Genomic DNA, 18,570 nt, shown 5'->3' with positions numbered 1-18,570 from the left:
CCGACATTGTCCGCGGTGGCCGGTAGTGTGAGCCGCATGGTTTCCCAGATCACTCGGATTGAGGCGCGCAACTACAAGTCGTTGGAGCAGGTTGACGTCGAGTTGGGATCGTTCACGGTTCTCGTTGGGCCGAACGGTTCGGGGAAGACGAATCTCCTCTCTGTACTGCGCTTCGTCCGAGATGCCGCGCGCTTCGGCATCGAGGATGCGTTACGCACCAGGGGTGGATTCGAACGAATCAAGCGCCAAGATGGCCGACCTGGAAGGGTCTCCCTGACGTTGCACGGCAACGTCACAAGTCACTCATCTGCGGGTGCTCCCGATAAATACGAACTGTCTTTGGGAACTTCCAAGGGCGAGGTTACGCGTCGCGAGGAGTTCACCTATAAGCGTATGGCGGGGCAGGGCCGCCGCCTCACCTTGTCTGCCAACGAGACCGCGGTGGCGCGAATCGCGGCCGCGGGGTCCGGCGAATCTGCTCAGACTCGACGACTCGCATCGTCTACAACGACGATGCTCGGTACGTTTGCCCAGCTTAATGACGATGAAGTAGGTAGAGGACCTAGAGACTTTCTCGACTTCCTCACCGATATTCGGTACCTTGACCCGGCAGTAGGGGAGGCCAGAATGCCCTCTCGCCTTCAACGGGGCTCGATCGACGATTCAGCCTCGAACCTTTCGGCAGCGCTCTACGAACTTAGTCGAGTGGATCCTGACGCTCTCCAGGCGTTGACGCGAGACTTGCGGGATTGCCTCCCCGGCCTCGAAGCGATCGACTTCAGGCAGGGCGGCGGTAGTGCAGAAACAGTGGTGGTGTCGCTCGTCGAGGCAGGTCTCAGCCGTCCGATTGATCTCGCCGATGCATCGTTCGGAACGGTGCGGTTGCTTGCACTGCTCACCGCCTTGCATGAGCCCAACCCACCTGCCCTGACGGTGATCGAGGAAGTTGATCACGGGCTTCACCCGTATGCGCTCGATGTCTTGGTCGGGCGGATGCGCGAGGCGAGTAAGCGAACCCAACTGCTCGTCGCATCGCATTCGCCCACGCTGGTGAATCGACTTCAACCGGATGAGATCGTCATTTGCGACCGTGATTCCGTAACAGGAGAATCGATCATTCCCTCGCGGAGCTCTAGCGAGATCGCCGCTGCGGTAGAAGAGTCTGGATATCTTCCCGGAGAGCTTTGGTTCTCGGGCAGCCTCGGAGGCGTGCCGAATTGAGAACCAGGACCGGGCGCGCGGAGATTCTCGTCTTTGGCGAGAACACCAACGATTCCAAAGCAATTAAGGAGTTAGTTGAGTATCACCATCCGGGGTTGAGCGCGGGAGTTACGATCAGGGTCATGAGAGACCCCGTCTCTCTCACACGCGGCGCTGGTGCACCTGCGCGGGCCGACTGGGCTGGCAGAGTTCGAGCCGTGGTCCGCGCATCTGAAGCTGCTGGCGCGGTGGTTCGGGCCGTTCTCATTCATCAGGACGCTGACGGCATGGACCACGGGCCAGCATGCGAGGCTCAGATCGAACGAGACTTCGCGGGCATCGCCAAGAACCTGAACGGCATGCCGGTGGTTCCTGTGGTGATGATGGAATCTTGGTGGTTTCTCTTCCCGGACGCAGTGGAGGCACTCAAGCAAGCTTGGCGCGGCTTGATCCCTCGTCACCCACAGAACGTCGAGTACATCAACGCGCCCAAGAGGGAACTGCAGCGCAACACTCGAGGGTCGAAGCCGCAGCACCAGTACGCCGAATCGGACTCGCCCGCGATCGCCGCAAAGGTACGTGAGCTGGGACTCGTTCCGAACGGAACTTCGCCGTCTTACGACAGGTTTGTCGCGCGGGTAAAGACAATATGAACGAGGGTTCCCTCGGAAGACCGCGGCTCGTACACTGAGACCACGCTCCACCCCCGAGGAACGGAGTCCCTGTGTCTGTGCAGTGGCACGTGTCGCGAGACGCCTTGCCCGAGGCCTCCCGTCTGATCATCGAGCGTGCGCACGAAGAGATGCTCGCCGGCAACCTCGACGATCGGCGGCTGCAGCAGGTCAGGCCGTTGGTGCGGGCATCGTGGGAGCGATCGTGGCGTGGACGGGTCGGACCCGAGACGCCTCCCGAGGTCGATCTGGGGCGCGAGGCGCTCGAGGCGTATCGGCTCACCCACCCGCTCGCTGCGGTGATGGACACCATCCGTGGGCTGTTGCTGCCCGGCACCTCGGAAGACACCGGCGTTCTCATCGCGATCGGCGATCAGGCCGGCCGCTTGCTGTGGATCGAGGGCGACCGGCAACTGCAGACGCTCACCGATGACATGGGTTTCGTGGCCGGCGCAAACTGGGCGGAGGATGCCGTGGGCACGACCGCCCCGGGAACCGCGCTCGCCCTCGGCCAATCCGTGCAGATCCGCGGCGCCGAGCATTACAACCGTCTCGTGCACCCCTGGTCGTGCACCGCCGCTCCCGTGCGCGACCCCGAGACCCAGCAGGTGCTGGGTGTGATCGACATCACCGGCGGGCCCGAGGTGGTGACGCCGCAGGCGCGGATGCTCGTCGACGCGACGGCGCGCGCGGTCGAGTCGGAACTGCTGATCACGCGTCTCCGGGCCCGGCACGATTCGCCACCGCGCGTGCATATCGCCTCGAAGACGCGGGCGTCGACGCGCGCCACGCTGCACGTACTCGGCCGCGACAGGGCACGCCTGGTGTCGGCATCCGATCATGAGGAAGCGGTGATCGAGCTCAGCGCCCGACACGCGGCGATCCTGCTCATGCTCGCCGTGCACCGCCAGGGGCTCTCGGCCGAGCGCCTGTGCGAGCTCGTCTACGGCCCCGATGTCTCGCCCGACACCCTGCGCCCCGAGATGGTGCGACTGCGCAAGGTGCTCGAACTGCGGATGCCCGAACTGGTGCCCGAGTCCCGCCCGTACCGCCTGCCGATGCCGCTCGAGACCGACGCGCATGACGTGATGTCGCTGCTCGACCGCGGTGCCCACCGGGTGGCGCTCACCGCCTACCGCGGGCCTGTGCTTCCCGAGTCGATGTCGCCGGGTGTCGAGGAGTTCCGTGACACGCTGCGGGCGGCGTTGCGCGAGGCGATGCTGTCGGAGGCCAGCCTCGACGTGCTGCTCGCGTACGCCGACATCCCGGAGGGGCAGGGAGACGCCGCGGTGCTGCGCCTCGCACTCGAGATGCTGCCCGCGCGCTCGCCGAAGCGCGCCAGTCTGGTGTCGCGCATCGAGCGCGCCGAGTCGGGCTGAAGCCCACCGACCCCGCAACCCCTCGCAACGTTGCGCATCGGGGTGCAACGTCGGGCGACCTAACGTCGGGAAGACAGCCGCGCACCGAGGCGCGGCCCAGCCCGAGGAGTCACGATGACCATCGTCGAAGAAGACGTGTCCACTGCCTACGCCGCGCCGGGTCAGCCGGGATCCCTGGCCGACTACCGCCCCCGCTACGGCCACTACATCGGCGGCGAGTTCGTCGAACCCGCCAAAGGCCAGTACTTCGAGAACGTGAGCCCCGTCAACGGCAAGCCATTCACCGAGGTCGCCCGTGGCACCAGCGAAGACATCGACCGTGCCGTCGACGTCGCCTGGAAGGCGTTCGCCGGGTGGGGGAAGACGAGCCCGGCCGAACGGTCGGTGATCCTCAACAAGATCGCCGACCGCATCGAGCAGAACCTCGAGCGCATCGCGGTCGCTGAGACCTGGGAGAACGGCAAGCCGGTGCGCGAGACGCTCGCCGCCGACATCCCTCTCGCGGTCGACCACTTCCGCTACTTCGCGGGGGTGCTGCGGGCGCAGGAGGGCGGCATCAGCCAGCTCGACGAGAACACCGTCGCGTACCACTTCCACGAGCCGCTCGGTGTGGTCGGGCAGATCATCCCCTGGAACTTCCCCATCCTCATGGCGGTATGGAAGCTCGCACCCGCGCTCGCCGCGGGCAACTGCGTCGTCATCAAGCCGGCGGAGCAGACCCCGGCGTCCCTCCTGTTCCTCTTCGAGATCATCGGCGACCTGCTGCCGGCCGGCGTCGTGAACATCGTCAACGGCTTCGGCATCGAGGCGGGTGCCCCGCTCGCGCAGCACAAGCGCATCCGCAAGGTCGCGTTCACGGGCGAGACCACGACCGGCCGCCTGATCATGCAGTACGCCTCGCAGAACCTCATCCCGGTGACGCTCGAACTCGGAGGCAAGAGCCCGAACGTGTTCTTCGAAGACGTCGCGCGTTCGACCGCCGATCCCTTCTACGACAAGGCGCTCGAAGGCTTCACGATGTTCGCGCTCAACCAGGGCGAGGTCTGCACCTGCCCGTCGCGGGCGCTCATCCAGCGGTCGATCTACGACGGCTTCCTCGCCGACGGACTCGAGAGGGTCAAGAAGGTCGTGCAGGGCAACCCGCTCGATCCCGCGACGATGATCGGCGCCCAGGCATCCAACGACCAGCTCGAGAAGATCCTCAGCTACATCGACATCGGCAAGCAGGGCGGCGCGCGTCTGCTCGTCGGCGGCGACCGGGTCGATCTCGGTGGCGACCTGAGCGAAGGCTTCTACGTCGAGCCGACCGTGTTCGAGGGCACCAACGACATGCGAATCTTCCAAGAGGAGATCTTCGGACCCGTGCTGTCGGTCACCTCGTTCGACGACTTCGACGACGCGATCTCGATCGCCAACGACACCCTCTACGGTCTGGGCGCGGGCGTCTGGAGCCGCAGCGGTGACACTGCCTATCGCGCGGGACGGGCGATCGAGGCGGGGCGCGTGTGGACGAACACGTACCACCAGTACCCGGCGCACGCCGCGTTCGGCGGGTACAAGCAGTCGGGCGTCGGCCGCGAGAACCACAAGATGATGCTCGACCACTACCAGCAGACCAAGAACCTGCTCGTGTCGTACGCGGAAGGCCCGATGGGCTTCTTCTGAGCAGCATCCTTCCCGGGCGGGCGCTGCGCGGCGTCCGCCCGGAACCATCGCCCCGTCTCGCGGAAGGATTCACATGGTCAGCATCGGCACCTATCAGCGGGTGGCCGTGACGGATGCCGCGGCATCCCTCGTGCGCGACCTCACCGAGCAGCACGGACCCCTGATGTTCCATCAGTCGGGCGGATGCTGCGACGGATCGGCACCCATGTGCTTCCCCGTCGGCATGTTCATGACCGGTCCCGGCGACGTGTTGCTCGGAAACCTCGACGTGGGACTGGATGCTCCGGTCGAGATGTTCATGTCGGAGTCGCAGTTCGAGTACTGGAAGTACACGCACCTGACCGTCGACGTCGTGCCGGGGCGCGGGGCCGGGTTCTCGGTCGAGGGGCCGACGGGGATGCGGTTCCTGATCCGGTCGCGGATGCTCAACGAGGCGGAGCTGGAGTACTTCGGGCTGGCGTGACTCCTCTGCGCGCCGAGTCGCGGAGCGTCACTCGGGAGGAGATCGGCACTCGGGAGGAGAGAATCCGCGAGATCGTCCTCCCGAACGCCGATCTCCTCCGGAAGTGAAGGCCTACGCTCGGCGCTCGCTGAACCGCAGTCGACTGGCCACCCACACCAGCGACCCGAAAGCGAGCAGCGCCACGAGAAGCCCGGCTACGGTCGCCAGCAGTGCAGGGACTCCGCGCGCGGGCAGCAGGAATCCGTAGGGCACCCACCCATCGGTCGCGCCCCTGACGAGCACGACGGCGATCCACACGAGCGGGTAGACCACGACCGTCCAGAGGCGACGCCACGGCAGCGGCTCGCGGTCGTCGACGAGTGCCCAGTCGAGGGCCACGATCAGGGGGAACACGACGTGCAGGAGGATGCTCACCCACACAGGAGCCGAGCCCGTGCCCGGCACGACCACGTTGTAGATCACGGCCACGAGCAGCATGCAGGTCGTACCGATTCCGCGGAGCAGGGCGAGCGATGCGGGGGCTGCACGCCTGCGCAGAGTCAACGCGCCCGCGGTGACCAGCAGCGCGCTCATCAGCAGGCTGGTGAGGTTCGTGAAGTACCCGAAGTAGTCGAAGAGATTCACGCGCCCCGCGGGCAGCCCGATGACGTACGTGTAGATCAGCACCGCGATCACGGCGACGCCGACGACGATCCGTGCGAGTCCGACCGCGCGGGGAGCGACGGGAGGCACGTATGAATCAGGCATCCCGCACAGACTAACTCCGCCGGGCCCTTCGACGAACTCAGGGACCCAGCGGCGTGCGCAGTCGCCCGGCCTCATTCGGGAGGAGATCTGCACTCGGGAGGTCAGAATCTGCGAGGGCATCCTCCCGAATGCCGATCTCCTCCGCAGTGACGCTCCGCCAGGGCCGGGGCCACCGTGCCTCATTCAGGAGGAGATCGACAGTGCGGAGGGCCGATTTCTCACAAAACATCCTCCCGAACGCAGATCTCCTTCGAAATGCGAAATCTGGAGCCCGCCGAGCGCGAAAAGACGGGCGACAACAGCCGAATCGCCGCAACTTCCTGCAACGTTGCGGCCGATATTCTGCCACCAGGTGCCGATAACTGTCAGTCCCCAGCTGACGCCGGCACGACGGCACTGCCGTCTGCGGAGGGAGAGTCAGATCTTCTTCTGATCCCGAGGGGGGATGGGGTGGGTAGACGGTCCCCAGAACCGCACCCACCCCCACGAACCCCTCGACCGCTGCGGTTCCTGCTGCTCAGTTGAAGCGCGACCAGAACCAGAACACGCCGATGATCGCGAACGCGACGAACGGCAGCCAGGTCACCCGACGCTTGAGCCGTCGGCCCTGCGGAGCGACACCCGGCGGGGGAGTGATGCGTCCGGCGGGCGCCGCAAACGGCAACTGGCCCGGAGCCGGAGCATCCTGCGTCGGCTGACCCGCGAGGCGCAGGCGGTCGTCGCGCCAGCGCGCCCACTGATCGAACTTCGTGATGAGCGCGCCCACGACACCGAACAGCCACGCCCAGGTCGCCGGGTCGAGCGTCGAGATCTGACGCTTGGTGTAGAGGAACATCCAGTCGTCGACGATCTCGACATCGAGCTCTGCGGCGTGATCGATGAAGCGCGCCATGATGTCGGGTGTGAAGAGGTAGAGGGCATCCTGCTCATACCCCTCGGGGCAGTAGAGCGTGAAGTGATCGTTGAAGTCGCCTTCGAGCGAGAGCCGCTGCTCCCGCTGGAACGACGTGGGCAGGTTCGACCCGAACCCGTTGTTGCCGAGCGCATCGAGCACGATGTTGGGCAGCGGCACGTCGAGCTTCACGGCCACATAGCCCCATCGGTACGTCGTCGAGCTCTTGCCGTGGCGAACCGTGTACTGGTAGTTGCCGAACTCCACGAAACGCGGACGCGTGCCCCGCACGACGTCGGTCGATTGGCGGCCGGATCCGAGGCTGAAGATCATGCCCGGAAGGCCGGGAGCGGCGACCCGATCGGTGTACGTCATACCGTTCGCCTGCGCGAACATGCCGAGGCGATAGCGACGGATGCGCGCCGCCCGCCACGCGAAGAATCCGAAGACTCCGCCGGCGACGACGGCGATCGCGATCAGCGAGAAGACGACAGGCAGAGCGGATGCCCCGCCTCGGCGCGAGATGTCGCTGAAGAGCGACACGAAGACTCCGCCCATCATCGCCAGGACGATCGCGAAGATCACGACAGCGATGATCGTGCCCACTGACGATCCGCCGGTGCGGCGGGACTTGAGCTCGGTGGCGAATGCGCTGACGGCGCGCGGGTCCACGGGTCCGCTGAGCGGCCGCGCGTCGAAGGAGGATGCCGGTTGCTGCGGAGCGCTCATCGATTCACCTCGTCGGAATCCCAGGTCAGGTAAGAATCCTCAGGAATCGGGTGCGCTTCGAGGATCGGGTCGGCGCAGATCGCCGCGACGAGGGCCGCCGAGCCTCCGACGATCGTCGAGTCGTCGTCGATCTCGCTCACCACGACCCACGCCCGATCCTCGGGCCACAGGATGCCGGGACTCTGCGCCGATGGCGGGAACCCGTGCTCCTCGGCCGGGCGATCGCGCCACGGGGCGTCGAGGATCCACTCCGGGTCGGCGAAGCCGCGCGGTGCCGCCGAGAAGAGCACGTACGAGCGGCTCGGCAGTTCGAGGCGCGGACCCTCGGAGATCTCGCGCGACAGGATGCCCTCCTGCCAGGTGGGCTTGCGGAAGACGTTGTTGAACGGATCGCGGATGCTGCGCTGCAGCATCGCCTGGTGGTTCGGGTCGGAGTCGAAGGTGAGCGAGACCTGCGACGGCGCCTGTCCGAGATGCCCGACGAGCGCACCCCATCCGTCCCAGAGGCCCGCGTATCCGGCATCCGGGGTCGACGTGTGGTCGGCGAGCACCCGCGCGAGCGCCGGGAACAGGTCGGGATCGAGCTCACCTTCGGTCGGTGCAGAGAACTCGCGGCCGTCGGGCGCGGTACGTTCGCGCCAGTCGCCGTCGATCGGTGTCCTCACGATCCGCTGCCACTGCGCGAGCGGATGCATCGTGGTTCCGAACGCGGCGGCGGTATCCGCCCAGGTGATGGAGACGTCGGTCTGCTCGGCATCCGCGCCCTCGGGCGCAGACCGCACGAAGCCGGGGTGGAACACCCGCGCGTACGCCTCGAACCCCCGCGGAACCACGCCGTGCATCGTCCCGAATTCGGGGTCGATCCGCTCACGCAGCCAGTCGCCGACGGTCGGGTTCGCGATCCACTCCATGCGCCCACGCTACCCGGCGCACGAGTTCGTGGAACCGTACCGCCCTGCCGCCGCGATGTCCACGGGTGAGCGAGCACTGTGCCGCAGCATCCATAATCGAGAGGTGACTGCGACTGCAACCCTCCCCTCGCTCGATGGCCGCCGCTTCCGGATGATCTCGTCCACGACCTCGGCGGTCGACCCCGAATCGCCCAGCATCTTCGAGTATTTCGAAGCGGATGGCGCGATCTGGGGCGGGTACGTCGGCGACACCGTGACCTTCGGCAAGTTCGTGGGCACCCGCACCGGCGACACGATCTGGGTGTCGTTCGTGCACGTTCTCGTGAAAGACGGCTCGGTCGTGACCGGCGACGGCGAGAGCCAGCTCGAGGTCACCGAAGACGGCCGGATCCGCCTCATCGAGCACTACGAGATGCACGGTCTGCCGCAGCTCAGCATCTGCGAAGAGATCCCCGCGGCCTGACGTCGTTCGGGAGGTCAGCGCGGGGGGAGCACGTCGCGCCCCGGCGACGCCGGCGTCCACCGGGTCATGCCGAGCGGGATCTCGGTCTCGCGTTCGGGAAGATCCGACGGCAGCAGGTACGACCGGCGGATCACCTCGTCGAGCACGACGACACTGACCACGGTGCGCACCTCGGGCAGCTGCGCGATGACCCCGGTCGAGAACTCGTGCACGCCGCTCACGTCGACGGCTCGGATGAGCAGCATCGCGTCGTGCTCGCCGGTGGTGATGGCACACCATTCGACGTCGGGCATCTCGAGCACGCGCTCGCGGAACGATGCCCAGGCCTGGGGCAGCACCGTGACGAACACGAGGGCGCCGATCGACAGACCCGCCTTGGCCTGATCGACGCGGGCGCTGAATCCGGTGATGACGCCGTCGCTGACGAGCGCCTCAACCCGCGCGTAGGCACTGGCTCGGGAGATTCCGACCTTGTCGGCGAGAGCGGCGATCGAGATGCGACCGTTATCACGGAGGACTTCGAGGATTCTGTATCCGATCTCATCCACCGGGGCGGCACTTCGTCCAGAATGCTTCGAAGGTTCCGCATCCTTGCTGGACATATTGCTCCTGACGGCTGAGGTTCTGGACAGAGCGTGTCGGGGTGACGCGCACTCGCTGGACACATCGTCGCATATGATGCGAATCTGATCACCGGTCGTCCACATTGGTGGCGATCTACCCGGATGTACTCCTCGCCCTTGGAGGCCCTCATGTCGTCACGCCGCAATACGTCGGTCATCGCGTTCGGAGCCATCGCGCTCCTCGCGCTCGCAGGTTGCTCGGGAGGCAACTCCGCCAATAACGGCGACCAGTCCTCGGGTTCCGACTCGCTGGTCATCGACACCGCATTCTCGATCGAGACGACCGACCCCGGTCACACGTACGACCCGACCGGCAACATGATCGCGAAGGCGCTCTACGAGACCCTCGTCGACTTCGAGGGATCCGACGTCTCGACGCCGGTCCCCGGCCTCGCCTCGTGGGAGCAGAACGACACCGCGACCGAGTTCACCTTCACGCTCGAGGGTGACCGCGTCTTCTCCGACGGTTCGCCGATCGAAGCGAAGGACGTCGTCTTCTCGCTGCAGCGCATCCAGGGCATGGAAGACGCCAAGCCCAACTTCCTCCTCGGCGGCCTGACCATCACCGAGGTCGACGACAAGACGATCACGTTCACGTCCGAGACCCCGCTGCTGCAGCTGCCCGCGATCCTCGCGAACCCCGCACTCGGCATCGTCAACTCCGACGTCGTGATCGAGAACGGCGGCTCGACCGACGGTTCCGACAGCGCGCAGAAGTTCCTCGACGGCGAGTCGGCCGGTTCCGGCCCGTTCGTGCTCGACACCCTCGACCTCTCGTCGCAGGTCGTGCTCACCAAGAACGACGAGTACAACGGCGATGAGGAATCGGCCTACAGCCGCGTCGTCGTGCGCAACGTCTCGGAGAGCGCCACGCAGCTCGCCAACCTCAAGGGTGGCGACTCGATGGTCGCGATGGACCTGAACGGCGACCAGGTCGCCGGTCTCGGCGACGACCTCTCGGTCGACTCCGTCCCCTCGGGCCAGACGATCTTCCTGCTGCTCAACCAGGGCGAAGCCGGCGGTGAGCTGGCGAACGTCAAGATCGCCGAAGCGATCCGCTACGCACTCGACTACGACGCACTGCTCGAGCTGGCCGGCGCCGGCGCGGTTCAGGCGACGGGCGTCATCCCTCCCGGATTCGAGGGCTCGCTCGACACCGGCGTCACGCAGGACCTCGACAAGGCCAAGGCCGCACTCGCCGAGGCCGGCTACACGGGTCAGACCCTGAAGCTGCAGTTTCCGAACGACTACCCGGTCGGCGGCGTGGAGTTCACCCCGCTCGCCGAGCGCGTGCAGGCGCAGCTCGAAGATGCCGGCATCGCCGTGGAGCTCGCTCCCGCACCGTTCGCCACTGAACTCGACGCATACGTCAACGGCACCGAGGGCTTCGGCCTGTGGTTCTGGGGTCCGGACTACGCCGACTCGGCGAACTTCCTCCCCTTCGGTCCGGGACTCAAGGTCGGTCTCCGCTCCGGCTGGGCCGCCGAGGCCAACCCCGAGATCGCGGAGATCGCTGCGAACGCCGCCAGTGCGACGGATGCCGACGAGCGCACCGCGCTCTTCACGGAGTTCGCCGAGGCCATGCAGGCCGAGGGTCCGTTCGTGCCGCTCATCGTCCCGGGTCGCAACATCGCCTCGGCGGGTGACGTCACCGGCGCCGTGTACAACTCGGTGTGGGAGATGGACATCGCCGAGATCGCCCCGGCCGGCTGAACGGATAACGCATGACGACGGTGGCGATGCAGAGACAGGCGCGACGGCGCAGGTCTCCCCTGATCGGATACCTGCTGCGGCGGTTCGGTACTTCGGTGCTCCTATTGGTGGGCGTGACGATCGTCACGTTCCTGCTCACCAACCTGGTGCCCGGAGACCCCGTCTCGGCGGCACTCGGTGAGGGTGCATCGCAGAACCCGGCGACGCGTGAGGCGTTCATCCGGGAGCACGGACTCGATCAGCCGTTGATCGTGCAGTACTTCATCTACATGGGGAACCTGCTGCGCGGGGACCTCGGGACGTCGCTGGTGACCGGTCGTGCGGTCACCAGCGACCTCTCGACCGCGGTGCCGGCGACGATCGAGATCGCGATCAGCGCGATCATCGTGAGTCTCGCCGTCAGCGTGGTGCTGGGCACGCTCGCCGCCTACCGTCGCGGTCTCGTGACCGACCAGGTCATCCGCGTGGTGACGCTGGTGGGTCTGAGCGTTCCGACCTTCTGGCTCGCCCTGGTGAGCTTCTACGTCTTCTTCCTCGAGCTGCGCATCGCCCCCGGGTCGGGTCGCATCTCGCCGTCGATCATGCCGCCCCCGCGCGTGACGGGCCTCTACACGGTCGACTACCTGCTCAACGGCGACGCGGTCGGATTCTTCGATGCGCTCGCCCACCTCGCCCTGCCAGTCATGGTGCTCTCGCTCGTGACGATCGGTCTGCTGACCCGCTTCATCCGCACCTCGGTGCTCGAAGTGCTCGGCAGCGACTACGTGCGCGCCGCCCGGGCCAAGGGCCTCCCGGCGATGCGCGTCATCCTCGACTACGTGCTGCGCGGAGCATCCCTCCCCATCCTCACCGTCGTCGGTGTCGCCTTCGGCACCCTGCTGTCGGGCACCGTGCTCGTCGAATCGGTGTTCGCGTGGCCGGGCCTGGGAACCTACGCCTACAACTCGGCGGCGAACCTCGACCTCCCCGGCATCATGGGCGTCGGCCTGGTGGTCGGCTTCATCTATCTCCTCATCAACTTCGTCGTCGACATGCTCTACGGCGTCCTCGACCCGAGAGTGAGGATCGCATGAGCCGCATCGACGCAGCATCCGGGCCCTGGCGGTTCCGGTTCCGTTGGCCGCGCGCCTGGCGCACGCCCCTCGGCATCATCGGCACGGTCATCGCCGGCGCCTGGGTGATCATCGCGTTCACCGCGCAGTGGTGGGTGCCCTACGGCCCGAACGCCCAGATCTTCCCGCGTCTGCAGGAGCCGGGGGTCGACACCCTCCTCGGCACCGACGGCAACGGCCGCGACATCTTCTCGCGCCTCATGACCGGTGCGACGGTCAGCCTGCCGCTGGCGCTCATGCTCGTGATCGCCGCGATGGTGATCGGCACCCTGATCGGTGCGCTCGCCGGATACTTCGGCGGATGGCTCGACGAGACGCTCATGCGCATCACCGACCTGTTCATGGCGTTCCCGACCGTGATCCTCGCGATGGTGGTCGCCGCCTCGCTCGGCCCCTCGCTCTTCAACGCGGTGATCGCGGCGATCGTCGTCTCGTGGCCGCAGTACTCCCGTGTCACCCGCAGCATCGTGCTCGGGCTGCGCGGCCAGAACTACGTCATCGCCGGTCGTCTGCTCGGCCACTCGCCGGCGCGCACGCTGTTCGTCGACATCCTCCCGAACATCGCCGGTCCCGTGCTGGTGCTCGCCACCCTCGACATCGGCGCGGCCATCCTGCTGCTCTCCGGCCTCTCGTTCCTCGGACTCGGCGCCCAGCCGCCGACCGCGGAATGGGGATCGATGATCTCGGCGGCGATGCAGAACTTCGACGCCTGGTGGCTCGGAGTCTTCCCGGGTCTCGCGATCCTGACCGTGGTGCTCGCGTTCAACTTCCTCGGTGACGCGATGCGCGACATCCTCGACCCCACGGCCGAGGTCACCCACGAGAAGCAGGCCGAGCACAAGGCATCGGCGACGGGGGTGGCCGCATGACCGTTCTCCGCATCCGCGACCTGACGATCGACATCGGACGCCCGCTCGTGAAGGGCGTCTCGATCGACCTCGAACCCGGTCGCATCCACGGCCTCGCCGGCGAATCCGGCTCGGGCAAGACCCTCACCTCGCTCGCCGTTCTGGGACTCCTCCCGCGGCAGGCGAAGACCGGCGGATCGATCACCCTCGCGGGTGAAGAGCTCATCGGCCTCAAGCGCCGGGGGCTCAACCGCATCCGTGGCAAGCGCATCGCGATGATCTTCCAGGACCCGTCGGCGTCACTGCACCCCCAGCTGCCCATCGGCCGCCAGCTCACCGACCACATGCGCGTGCACCTCGGACTCAAGGGTGCTGCTGCGCGGGCCCGGGCCGTCGAACTGCTCCAGACCGTGCAGGTGCCGAACCCGGCCGAAGCGCTCAAGCGCTACCCGCACCAGTTCTCGGGCGGGCAGCGTCAGCGCATCGCGATCGCCTGCGCCCTGGCCTGCGACCCCGAGGTGCTGCTGGCCGACGAGCCGACCACCGCCCTCGATGTGACCGTGCAGGCGGGCATCCTGCGCCTGCTGCGCGATCTCGCCACCGACCGCGATCTCGCCGTGCTGCTCGTCACCCACGACCTCGGTGTCATGAGCGCGATCGCCGACGAGGTGGCCGTGATGAAAGACGGTGTGATCGTCGAACGCGCCGATCGCGCCACGCTGTTCAGCGACCCGCAGCACGAATACACGCGCACGCTGCTCGCCGCATTGCCCGGCTCGCGGATCGAGGAGGCCGACGATGAGTGACATCTCAGTCCTCGACGCACAGGACATCGTGGTGCGCTACCCCGGCAGCCCGCCCGTGATCGCCGTGAACGGGGTGTCGATGCGCGTCGCCGCCGGCGAGACCGTCGCCCTCGTCGGCGAGTCCGGCAGCGGTAAGTCGAGCTTCGCGCGCGCCGTCGTCGGCATCGAGAAGACCGCGGGCGGCAGGGTGCTGTTCCAGGATGCCCCGGTCTCGCCGCTCGGCATCCGTCGCCGCTCCATCGCCCTCACCGGCATCCAGATGGTCTTCCAGGATCCGTCGACGTCGCTCAACCCGCGCCGTCGCGTCGGCGACCAGATCGCCGACGGCATCGCCACCGCCCGCGCCCGCGGAGCCGAGGGGTCGACCGTCGAGGAGTGGCTCGAACGGGTGGGGCTGCCCACGAACGTCGTGACCCGCTTCCCGCACCAGTTCTCGGGTGGCCAGAAGCAGCGCATCGCGATCGCCCGGGCGCTCGCCGCGCGCCCGTCTCTGCTCGTCGCCGACGAGCCGATCTCGGCGCTCGACGCCTCGACGCAGACCAGCGTTGCCGGCCTTATGCGCGACCTCGTCGCCGAGTCCGGCGCGGGCATGCTGTTCATCTCGCACGACCTCGCCGTGGTGCGCCGCATCGCCGACCGTACGTTCGTGATGTTCTCGGGCCGCGTGCTCGAGTCGGGCCCCACCGATCAGGTGTGGGCGTCGCCGCAGCATCCGTACACGCAGTCGCTGCTGGCCGCGATCCCCGAACCCGACGGTGCCGGTCGCATTCCCGAGGCGCCCACGACCGAAGACCGCGAACTGTGGTCGGAGATCCCTCCCGTCCTCAACTGACCGTGCCTGTGGGGCCGTTGAGCGGTGCAAAATGTCGCTCATCCGGCTCCATGACCGGCATTTCACAACGATCAACGCGAGTGGGCGTGCCGTCAGGCCGGCCGCTGAGGGCCTAACGGTGCAGCGGTCGGATCGCCCGCCGCGTCGCCCTTGAGCTCGACGAGGATCGTGTGCGTCGGCGTCGTGCCGGTGTTCTCGCCGGAGTGCCGTTGGGCGGAGAGCCACACCGCCTGCCCGGCCGAGAGGGTCGTGTCGAACGTCCTTTCGCCCGCTGACAGTCGGCGATCGAAGTCGCTCAGGGTGACCATCACGGTGTTCGGATGCTCGTGGGGTGTGGTGCGGTCGCCGGGAGAGTCCGTGTATTCGAGCACGCGGACGTGCTCGTTCTCCCACAGGGTGCGGTAGTGATCGGGGTTCGTGGCGACGGGATCATCGGTGATCATGGGGTGACCCTACGCCTCGGCATCCGTCTGCATCAGCCCCATCTCGGGAGCGCTTCGCGGCCGCGCCGCGGGCGCGAAAAGGCCCGGCATCCGAAACGGATGCCGGGCCTTCGACGGGAGCGGATGCTCCGGCGTCAGTCGTCGATCACAGGGGTGCGACGATGTCCTGCGCGACGTCCCAGTCGGTGATCTCGAGAACCGACTCGATCGCCTGGCCGCTGACCTCGGCGCTCGTCGTGGTCGCGAGGATGATGTAGTCCTCGGTCACCTCGAAGGTGGCGTCGACCGAGACGCCCTCCTGCTCGGTGGTGCCCGAGACGATGAAGACCTTCTTGCCGAGGCGCTCGCCGGTGCCGGTGACGGTGAACTCACCGTTGAGGGCGGCGGCTGCGGTGGCCGGGTCCATCGTGTTGGCGGTCTCTGCAGCGGAGCTGAGGCCGGCGATGATCGGGTCGGAGGAAGCCGTGTCGGCGACCTGCCACTCGCCGGTCGACTTGACCCAGGCCTCGTCACCGATGACGATCATCGAGCCCATGGGCGAGATGAGCTCGGTGGCTTCGGTCTTCGGGTTGTGGCGAACGGTCGACTCCATGCCGAGCGTGTTCGACGTGGCGGCGTAGCCGGCCGCGTCCTTCATGTTCTCGGTGGCGCAGGTGCTGAGAGCGACGATGTCGACCGTGGCGCCTTCTGCCAGCTCGGGGCAGTCGGACGACGGTGCGGTGGTCTCTTCGGTGCTGCTGCTGCTCGGCTTCTCGTCGGCAGGCTTGTCTGCCGGAGCCGCGCAGCCGGTGAGCATGACGGCAGCGGCGAGTACAACGCCGATGCCCCATTTGTTGACGCGCATGCGTCCCCCCTTTTGGTCGCGCACCGATGAGGATCACCGGCGCGCGTCCATTGTGCCAACTGATGGCGGCTGTCGCTAATCCGCACTCCGTGGGCTGTGGATAAACACCGCTCGTGTCCGGCCGACGCTGTGGCTATCATGTCTCGGTGTCGGACCAGGAAGATCTGAGAACTGTTCCAACGCCTCCTCTGCAGGGGGTGCGCGTTCTCGACGTCTCGACGCTGTTCGCGGGACCCCTGGCGGCGACGTTCCTCGGCGACTTCGGGGCGGATGTGATCAAGGTCGAGCATCCGACCCGGCCCGATGCGTCGCGCGGCCACGGGCCGCAGAAGGACGGCGTCAATCTCTGGTGGAAGACGCTCGGGCGCAACAAGCGCACGATGACGATCGACCTGAGCACGCCTGCGGGCGCCGAGGTGCTGCTGCGCCTGGTCGCCGACGCCGACGTGATGATCGAGAACTTCCGGCCGGGAACGCTGGAGCGCTGGGGTCTCTCGCCCGAGACCCTGCATGCGACGAACCCGCGGCTGGTGCTGGCTCGTGTGACCGCCTTCGGGCAGTTCGGCCCGTACTCCGCCCGGCCCGGCTTCGGCAGTCTCGCCGAGGCGATGAGCGGTTTCGCCGCGCTCACCGGAGCCCCCGACGGGCCCCCGACGCTGCCGCCGTTCGGTCTCGCCGACGGCATCGCCGCCCTCGCCACCTCGTACGCGGTGATGGCGGCGCTGCGCAGCGCCGAGCGCGACGGGCAGGGGCAGGTGGTCGACATGGCGATCATCGAGCCGATCCTGATGCTGCTGGGCGGCCAGATCACCGCGTGGGATCAGCTCGGCATCGTGCAACCGCGCACCGGCAACCGCTCGGTCAACAACGCCCCGCGCAACGTCTACCGTTCGCGCGACGGGGTGTGGTTGGCGGTGTCGACGAGTTCGCAGTCGATCGCCGAGCGGGTGATGACCGTCGTGGGTCGTGCGGAACTGATCGACGAGCCCTGGTTCCACTCCGGGCACGAGCGGGCGCTGCATGCCGACGACCTCGACGATGCCGTGCAGTCGTGGATCGGCGTGCACGACGCCGATCAGGTGATTGCCGCGTTCGAGGCGGCGTCTGCCGCCATCGCCCCGGTCTACGACGTGCGGGGTGTGGTCGATGACCCGCAGTATCGGGCCCTCGGCACGGTCGTGCGGGTCGACGACGACGAACTCGGCGACGTCGCGATGCAGAATGTGCTGTTCCGCCTGTCGCGCACCCCGGGAGGGATCCGCTGGACCGGCCGCCGGCACGGCGTCGACACCGACGACGTGCTGCGGGAGGCGGGATTCTCGGATGCCGAGATCGCCGAGCTGCACGAAGGGGGAGCGGTGTGATGACCGACGTCTACCGCACCGGGCTCTACGTTCCCGGCGACCGCGCCGACCGCTTCGCGTCGGCGGAGAACAGCGGAGCCGACCTGGTGGTCTTCGACCTGGAGGACTCGGTCGCGCCGGATCGCAAGGATCAGGCGCGCACCGCCGTCGTCGACTGGCTGCGAGGAGATCAGCGCGGATCGGCTGCCGTACAGGTGCGGGTCAACCCGGGCGTCGACGACGACCTGCGCGCGCTCGCCGATCTCGCCCCGGACGTCGGCATCCGCCTGTCGAAGGTCGAGACGGCGGACGACGTCGATCGCGCCGCAGCTCTCGCGCCGGGGCATCCGCTCATCGCGCTGCTCGAGACCGCTCGCGGCGTCGTGAACGCGCTCGCCATCGCCGAGCATCCGGCCGTGACCGCCCTGGCTCTCGGCGACAGCGATCTGCGCAGCGAGGTCGGGGGCGGTGATCCGATGATCGATCACGCCCGGCTCTCGATGCTCTTCGCCGCGCGGGCGGCCGGCCTGCCGGCGCCGATGGCCTCGGTGTTCCCGGCCATTCGCGACGACGAGGGGCTTCGTGCCGACACTCGCCACGCGGCCGAGCTCGGCCTGTTCGGGCGGATGGCGGTGCATCCGGTGCAGCTGCCCGTGATCGCGGCGGTCTTCGCTCCCACCGACGCCGAGGTGGCCTGGGCGCGGCAGGTCGTCGCCGCCATGCACGCCGGGGGAGTGGCGACGCTCGCCTCGGGCGAGATGGTCGACCCGGCGATGCGCGGTCGCGCCGAGCGGATTCTGCGCTTCGTCGAACCGGGGTCTTGACACCCACCGGGGAGGGAGCCTAGATTCCCTGGAGCCCAACCAGCGTCGATTTGGAAACGTTT

The 18,570-nt window shown here is 67.4% G+C and carries 19 protein-coding genes; 13 read left to right on the top strand and 6 right to left on the bottom strand.

The genetic code is table 11. From position 1 onward, the window contains the following. Nucleotides 1–36 precede the first annotated feature (36 nt). The 5 genes from ACIOSY_RS01870 to ACIOSY_RS01850 all read left to right on the top strand — a co-directional run bounded on the left by ACIOSY_RS01870 (nt 37) and on the right by ACIOSY_RS01850 (nt 5,378). On the top strand, nt 37–1,221 hold the full coding sequence (locus ACIOSY_RS01870) for an AAA family ATPase (RefSeq protein WP_400848114.1): 1,185 nt from the start codon (nt 37–39) through the stop codon (nt 1,219–1,221). Between the two features lie 197 nt (nt 1,222–1,418). After that, nucleotides 1,419–1,853 carry a hypothetical protein gene (locus tag ACIOSY_RS01865; RefSeq protein WP_400848111.1) on the top strand — a complete coding sequence of 145 codons (435 nt, stop codon included), beginning with the start codon at nt 1,419–1,421 and terminating at the stop codon, nt 1,851–1,853. A 71-nt stretch (nt 1,854–1,924) separates the two neighbouring features. Next, entirely contained in the window at nt 1,925–3,250 is a 1,326-nt protein-coding gene (locus tag ACIOSY_RS01860) for a GAF domain-containing protein (protein WP_400848107.1), read from the top strand. A gap of 114 nt (nt 3,251–3,364) precedes the next feature. Then, nucleotides 3,365–4,915 (top strand): aldehyde dehydrogenase family protein, encoded by a 1,551-nt coding sequence (locus ACIOSY_RS01855; protein ID WP_400848103.1) that lies wholly within the window; start codon nt 3,365–3,367, stop codon nt 4,913–4,915. A gap of 73 nt (nt 4,916–4,988) precedes the next feature. Further along, the gene (locus tag ACIOSY_RS01850; protein ID WP_400848100.1) at nt 4,989–5,378 is read left to right on the top strand and encodes a DUF779 domain-containing protein; all 390 of its coding nucleotides are present in this window, start codon (nt 4,989–4,991) and stop codon (nt 5,376–5,378) included. A gap of 111 nt (nt 5,379–5,489) precedes the next feature. Here ACIOSY_RS01850 and ACIOSY_RS01845 read toward each other — a convergent pair whose 3' ends face one another. The 3 genes from ACIOSY_RS01845 to ACIOSY_RS01835 all read right to left on the bottom strand — a co-directional run bounded on the left by ACIOSY_RS01845 (nt 5,490) and on the right by ACIOSY_RS01835 (nt 8,657). After that, on the bottom strand, nt 5,490–6,125 hold the full coding sequence (locus tag ACIOSY_RS01845) for a Pr6Pr family membrane protein (RefSeq protein ID WP_400848097.1): 636 nt from the start codon (nt 6,123–6,125) through the stop codon (nt 5,490–5,492). 517 nt (nt 6,126–6,642) lie between these two features. Then, nucleotides 6,643–7,746, bottom strand: a complete 1,104-nt coding sequence (locus ACIOSY_RS01840) for a hypothetical protein (protein WP_400848094.1) — start codon at nt 7,744–7,746, stop codon at nt 6,643–6,645. Continuing rightward, a complete protein-coding gene (locus tag ACIOSY_RS01835; RefSeq protein WP_400848091.1) occupies nt 7,743–8,657 on the bottom strand; it encodes a hypothetical protein in 915 nt (304 codons plus the stop codon). Before ACIOSY_RS01835 ends, ACIOSY_RS01840 begins: the two co-directional genes overlap by 4 nt. Before the next feature lie 103 nt (nt 8,658–8,760). Between ACIOSY_RS01835 and ACIOSY_RS01830 the strand changes: the two genes are divergently transcribed. Continuing rightward, nucleotides 8,761–9,120 (top strand): hypothetical protein, encoded by a 360-nt coding sequence (locus tag ACIOSY_RS01830; RefSeq protein ID WP_400848088.1) that lies wholly within the window; start codon nt 8,761–8,763, stop codon nt 9,118–9,120. Between the two features lie 14 nt (nt 9,121–9,134). Here ACIOSY_RS01830 and ACIOSY_RS01825 read toward each other — a convergent pair whose 3' ends face one another. After that, the gene (locus ACIOSY_RS01825; RefSeq protein WP_400848085.1) at nt 9,135–9,668 is read right to left on the bottom strand and encodes an Lrp/AsnC family transcriptional regulator; all 534 of its coding nucleotides are present in this window, start codon (nt 9,666–9,668) and stop codon (nt 9,135–9,137) included. 204 nt (nt 9,669–9,872) lie between these two features. Here ACIOSY_RS01825 and ACIOSY_RS01820 point away from each other — a divergent pair, with 204 nt between their 5' ends. From ACIOSY_RS01820 to ACIOSY_RS01800, 5 genes are read left to right on the top strand one after another with little or no spacing between them, the layout of a single operon-like run. Then, the gene (locus ACIOSY_RS01820) at nt 9,873–11,456 is read left to right on the top strand and encodes an ABC transporter substrate-binding protein (protein ID WP_400848082.1); all 1,584 of its coding nucleotides are present in this window, start codon (nt 9,873–9,875) and stop codon (nt 11,454–11,456) included. An 11-nt stretch (nt 11,457–11,467) separates the two neighbouring features. Continuing rightward, nucleotides 11,468–12,529, top strand: a complete 1,062-nt coding sequence (locus tag ACIOSY_RS01815; protein ID WP_400848079.1) for an ABC transporter permease — start codon at nt 11,468–11,470, stop codon at nt 12,527–12,529. Then, complete coding sequence (locus ACIOSY_RS01810) at nt 12,526–13,437, top strand: ABC transporter permease (protein ID WP_400848076.1); 912 nt, start codon at nt 12,526–12,528, stop codon at nt 13,435–13,437. Before ACIOSY_RS01815 ends, ACIOSY_RS01810 begins: the two co-directional genes overlap by 4 nt. Continuing rightward, nucleotides 13,434–14,222, top strand: coding sequence for an ABC transporter ATP-binding protein (locus ACIOSY_RS01805; protein WP_400848073.1), 789 nt, complete (start codon nt 13,434–13,436; stop codon nt 14,220–14,222). Before ACIOSY_RS01810 ends, ACIOSY_RS01805 begins: the two co-directional genes overlap by 4 nt. Then, a complete protein-coding gene (locus tag ACIOSY_RS01800) occupies nt 14,215–15,054 on the top strand; it encodes an ABC transporter ATP-binding protein (RefSeq protein WP_400848070.1) in 840 nt (279 codons plus the stop codon). The genes ACIOSY_RS01805 and ACIOSY_RS01800 overlap by 8 nt, the downstream gene beginning before the upstream one ends. Before the next feature lie 92 nt (nt 15,055–15,146). Here ACIOSY_RS01800 and ACIOSY_RS01795 read toward each other — a convergent pair whose 3' ends face one another. Together ACIOSY_RS01795 and ACIOSY_RS01790 are read right to left on the bottom strand one after the other, a co-directional pair. After that, nucleotides 15,147–15,497 (bottom strand): cytoplasmic protein, encoded by a 351-nt coding sequence (locus ACIOSY_RS01795; protein WP_400848067.1) that lies wholly within the window; start codon nt 15,495–15,497, stop codon nt 15,147–15,149. A gap of 145 nt (nt 15,498–15,642) precedes the next feature. Beyond that, nucleotides 15,643–16,341 carry a hypothetical protein gene (locus ACIOSY_RS01790; protein WP_400848064.1) on the bottom strand — a complete coding sequence of 233 codons (699 nt, stop codon included), beginning with the start codon at nt 16,339–16,341 and terminating at the stop codon, nt 15,643–15,645. A gap of 197 nt (nt 16,342–16,538) precedes the next feature. Here ACIOSY_RS01790 and ACIOSY_RS01785 point away from each other — a divergent pair, with 197 nt between their 5' ends. Both ACIOSY_RS01785 and ACIOSY_RS01780 read left to right on the top strand, forming a co-directional pair. Beyond that, entirely contained in the window at nt 16,539–17,705 is a 1,167-nt protein-coding gene (locus ACIOSY_RS01785) for a CaiB/BaiF CoA transferase family protein (protein WP_400848061.1), read from the top strand. Beyond that, a complete protein-coding gene (locus tag ACIOSY_RS01780) occupies nt 17,705–18,508 on the top strand; it encodes an HpcH/HpaI aldolase/citrate lyase family protein (protein WP_400848058.1) in 804 nt (267 codons plus the stop codon). Before ACIOSY_RS01785 ends, ACIOSY_RS01780 begins: the two co-directional genes overlap by 1 nt. Nucleotides 18,509–18,570: the final 62 nt, after the last annotated feature.

The sequence above is a fragment of the Microbacterium sp. NPDC087665 genome (assembly GCF_044743285.1).
In the GTDB taxonomy this organism is placed as follows: domain Bacteria; phylum Actinomycetota; class Actinomycetes; order Actinomycetales; family Microbacteriaceae; genus Microbacterium.
Note: the sequence above shows the minus strand (reverse complement) of the source record. Positions and strands in the feature narration are given on the sequence as shown.

Bases quoted from the DNA above. Each gene is read 5' to 3' on its own strand.
- ACIOSY_RS01815 (WP_400848079.1), top strand. From the start codon at position 11,468: ATGACGACGGTGGCGATGCAGAGACAGGCGCGACGGCGCAGGTCTCCC.
- ACIOSY_RS01850 (WP_400848100.1), top strand. From the start codon at position 4,989: ATGGTCAGCATCGGCACCTATCAGCGGGTGGCCGTGACGGATGCCGCG.
- ACIOSY_RS01780 (WP_400848058.1), top strand. From the start codon at position 17,705: ATGACCGACGTCTACCGCACCGGGCTCTACGTTCCCGGCGACCGCGCC.
- ACIOSY_RS01800 (WP_400848070.1), top strand. From the start codon at position 14,215: ATGAGTGACATCTCAGTCCTCGACGCACAGGACATCGTGGTGCGCTAC.
- ACIOSY_RS01795 (WP_400848067.1), bottom strand. From the start codon at position 15,497: ATGATCACCGATGATCCCGTCGCCACGAACCCCGATCACTACCGCACC.
- ACIOSY_RS01840 (WP_400848094.1), bottom strand. From the start codon at position 7,746: ATGAGCGCTCCGCAGCAACCGGCATCCTCCTTCGACGCGCGGCCGCTC.
- ACIOSY_RS01790 (WP_400848064.1), bottom strand. From the start codon at position 16,341: ATGCGCGTCAACAAATGGGGCATCGGCGTTGTACTCGCCGCTGCCGTC.
- ACIOSY_RS01820 (WP_400848082.1), top strand. From the start codon at position 9,873: ATGTCGTCACGCCGCAATACGTCGGTCATCGCGTTCGGAGCCATCGCG.
- ACIOSY_RS01845 (WP_400848097.1), bottom strand. From the start codon at position 6,125: ATGCCTGATTCATACGTGCCTCCCGTCGCTCCCCGCGCGGTCGGACTC.
- ACIOSY_RS01810 (WP_400848076.1), top strand. From the start codon at position 12,526: ATGAGCCGCATCGACGCAGCATCCGGGCCCTGGCGGTTCCGGTTCCGT.
- ACIOSY_RS01870 (WP_400848114.1), top strand. From the start codon at position 37: ATGGTTTCCCAGATCACTCGGATTGAGGCGCGCAACTACAAGTCGTTG.
- ACIOSY_RS01835 (WP_400848091.1), bottom strand. From the start codon at position 8,657: ATGGAGTGGATCGCGAACCCGACCGTCGGCGACTGGCTGCGTGAGCGG.
- ACIOSY_RS01805 (WP_400848073.1), top strand. From the start codon at position 13,434: ATGACCGTTCTCCGCATCCGCGACCTGACGATCGACATCGGACGCCCG.
- ACIOSY_RS01855 (WP_400848103.1), top strand. From the start codon at position 3,365: ATGACCATCGTCGAAGAAGACGTGTCCACTGCCTACGCCGCGCCGGGT.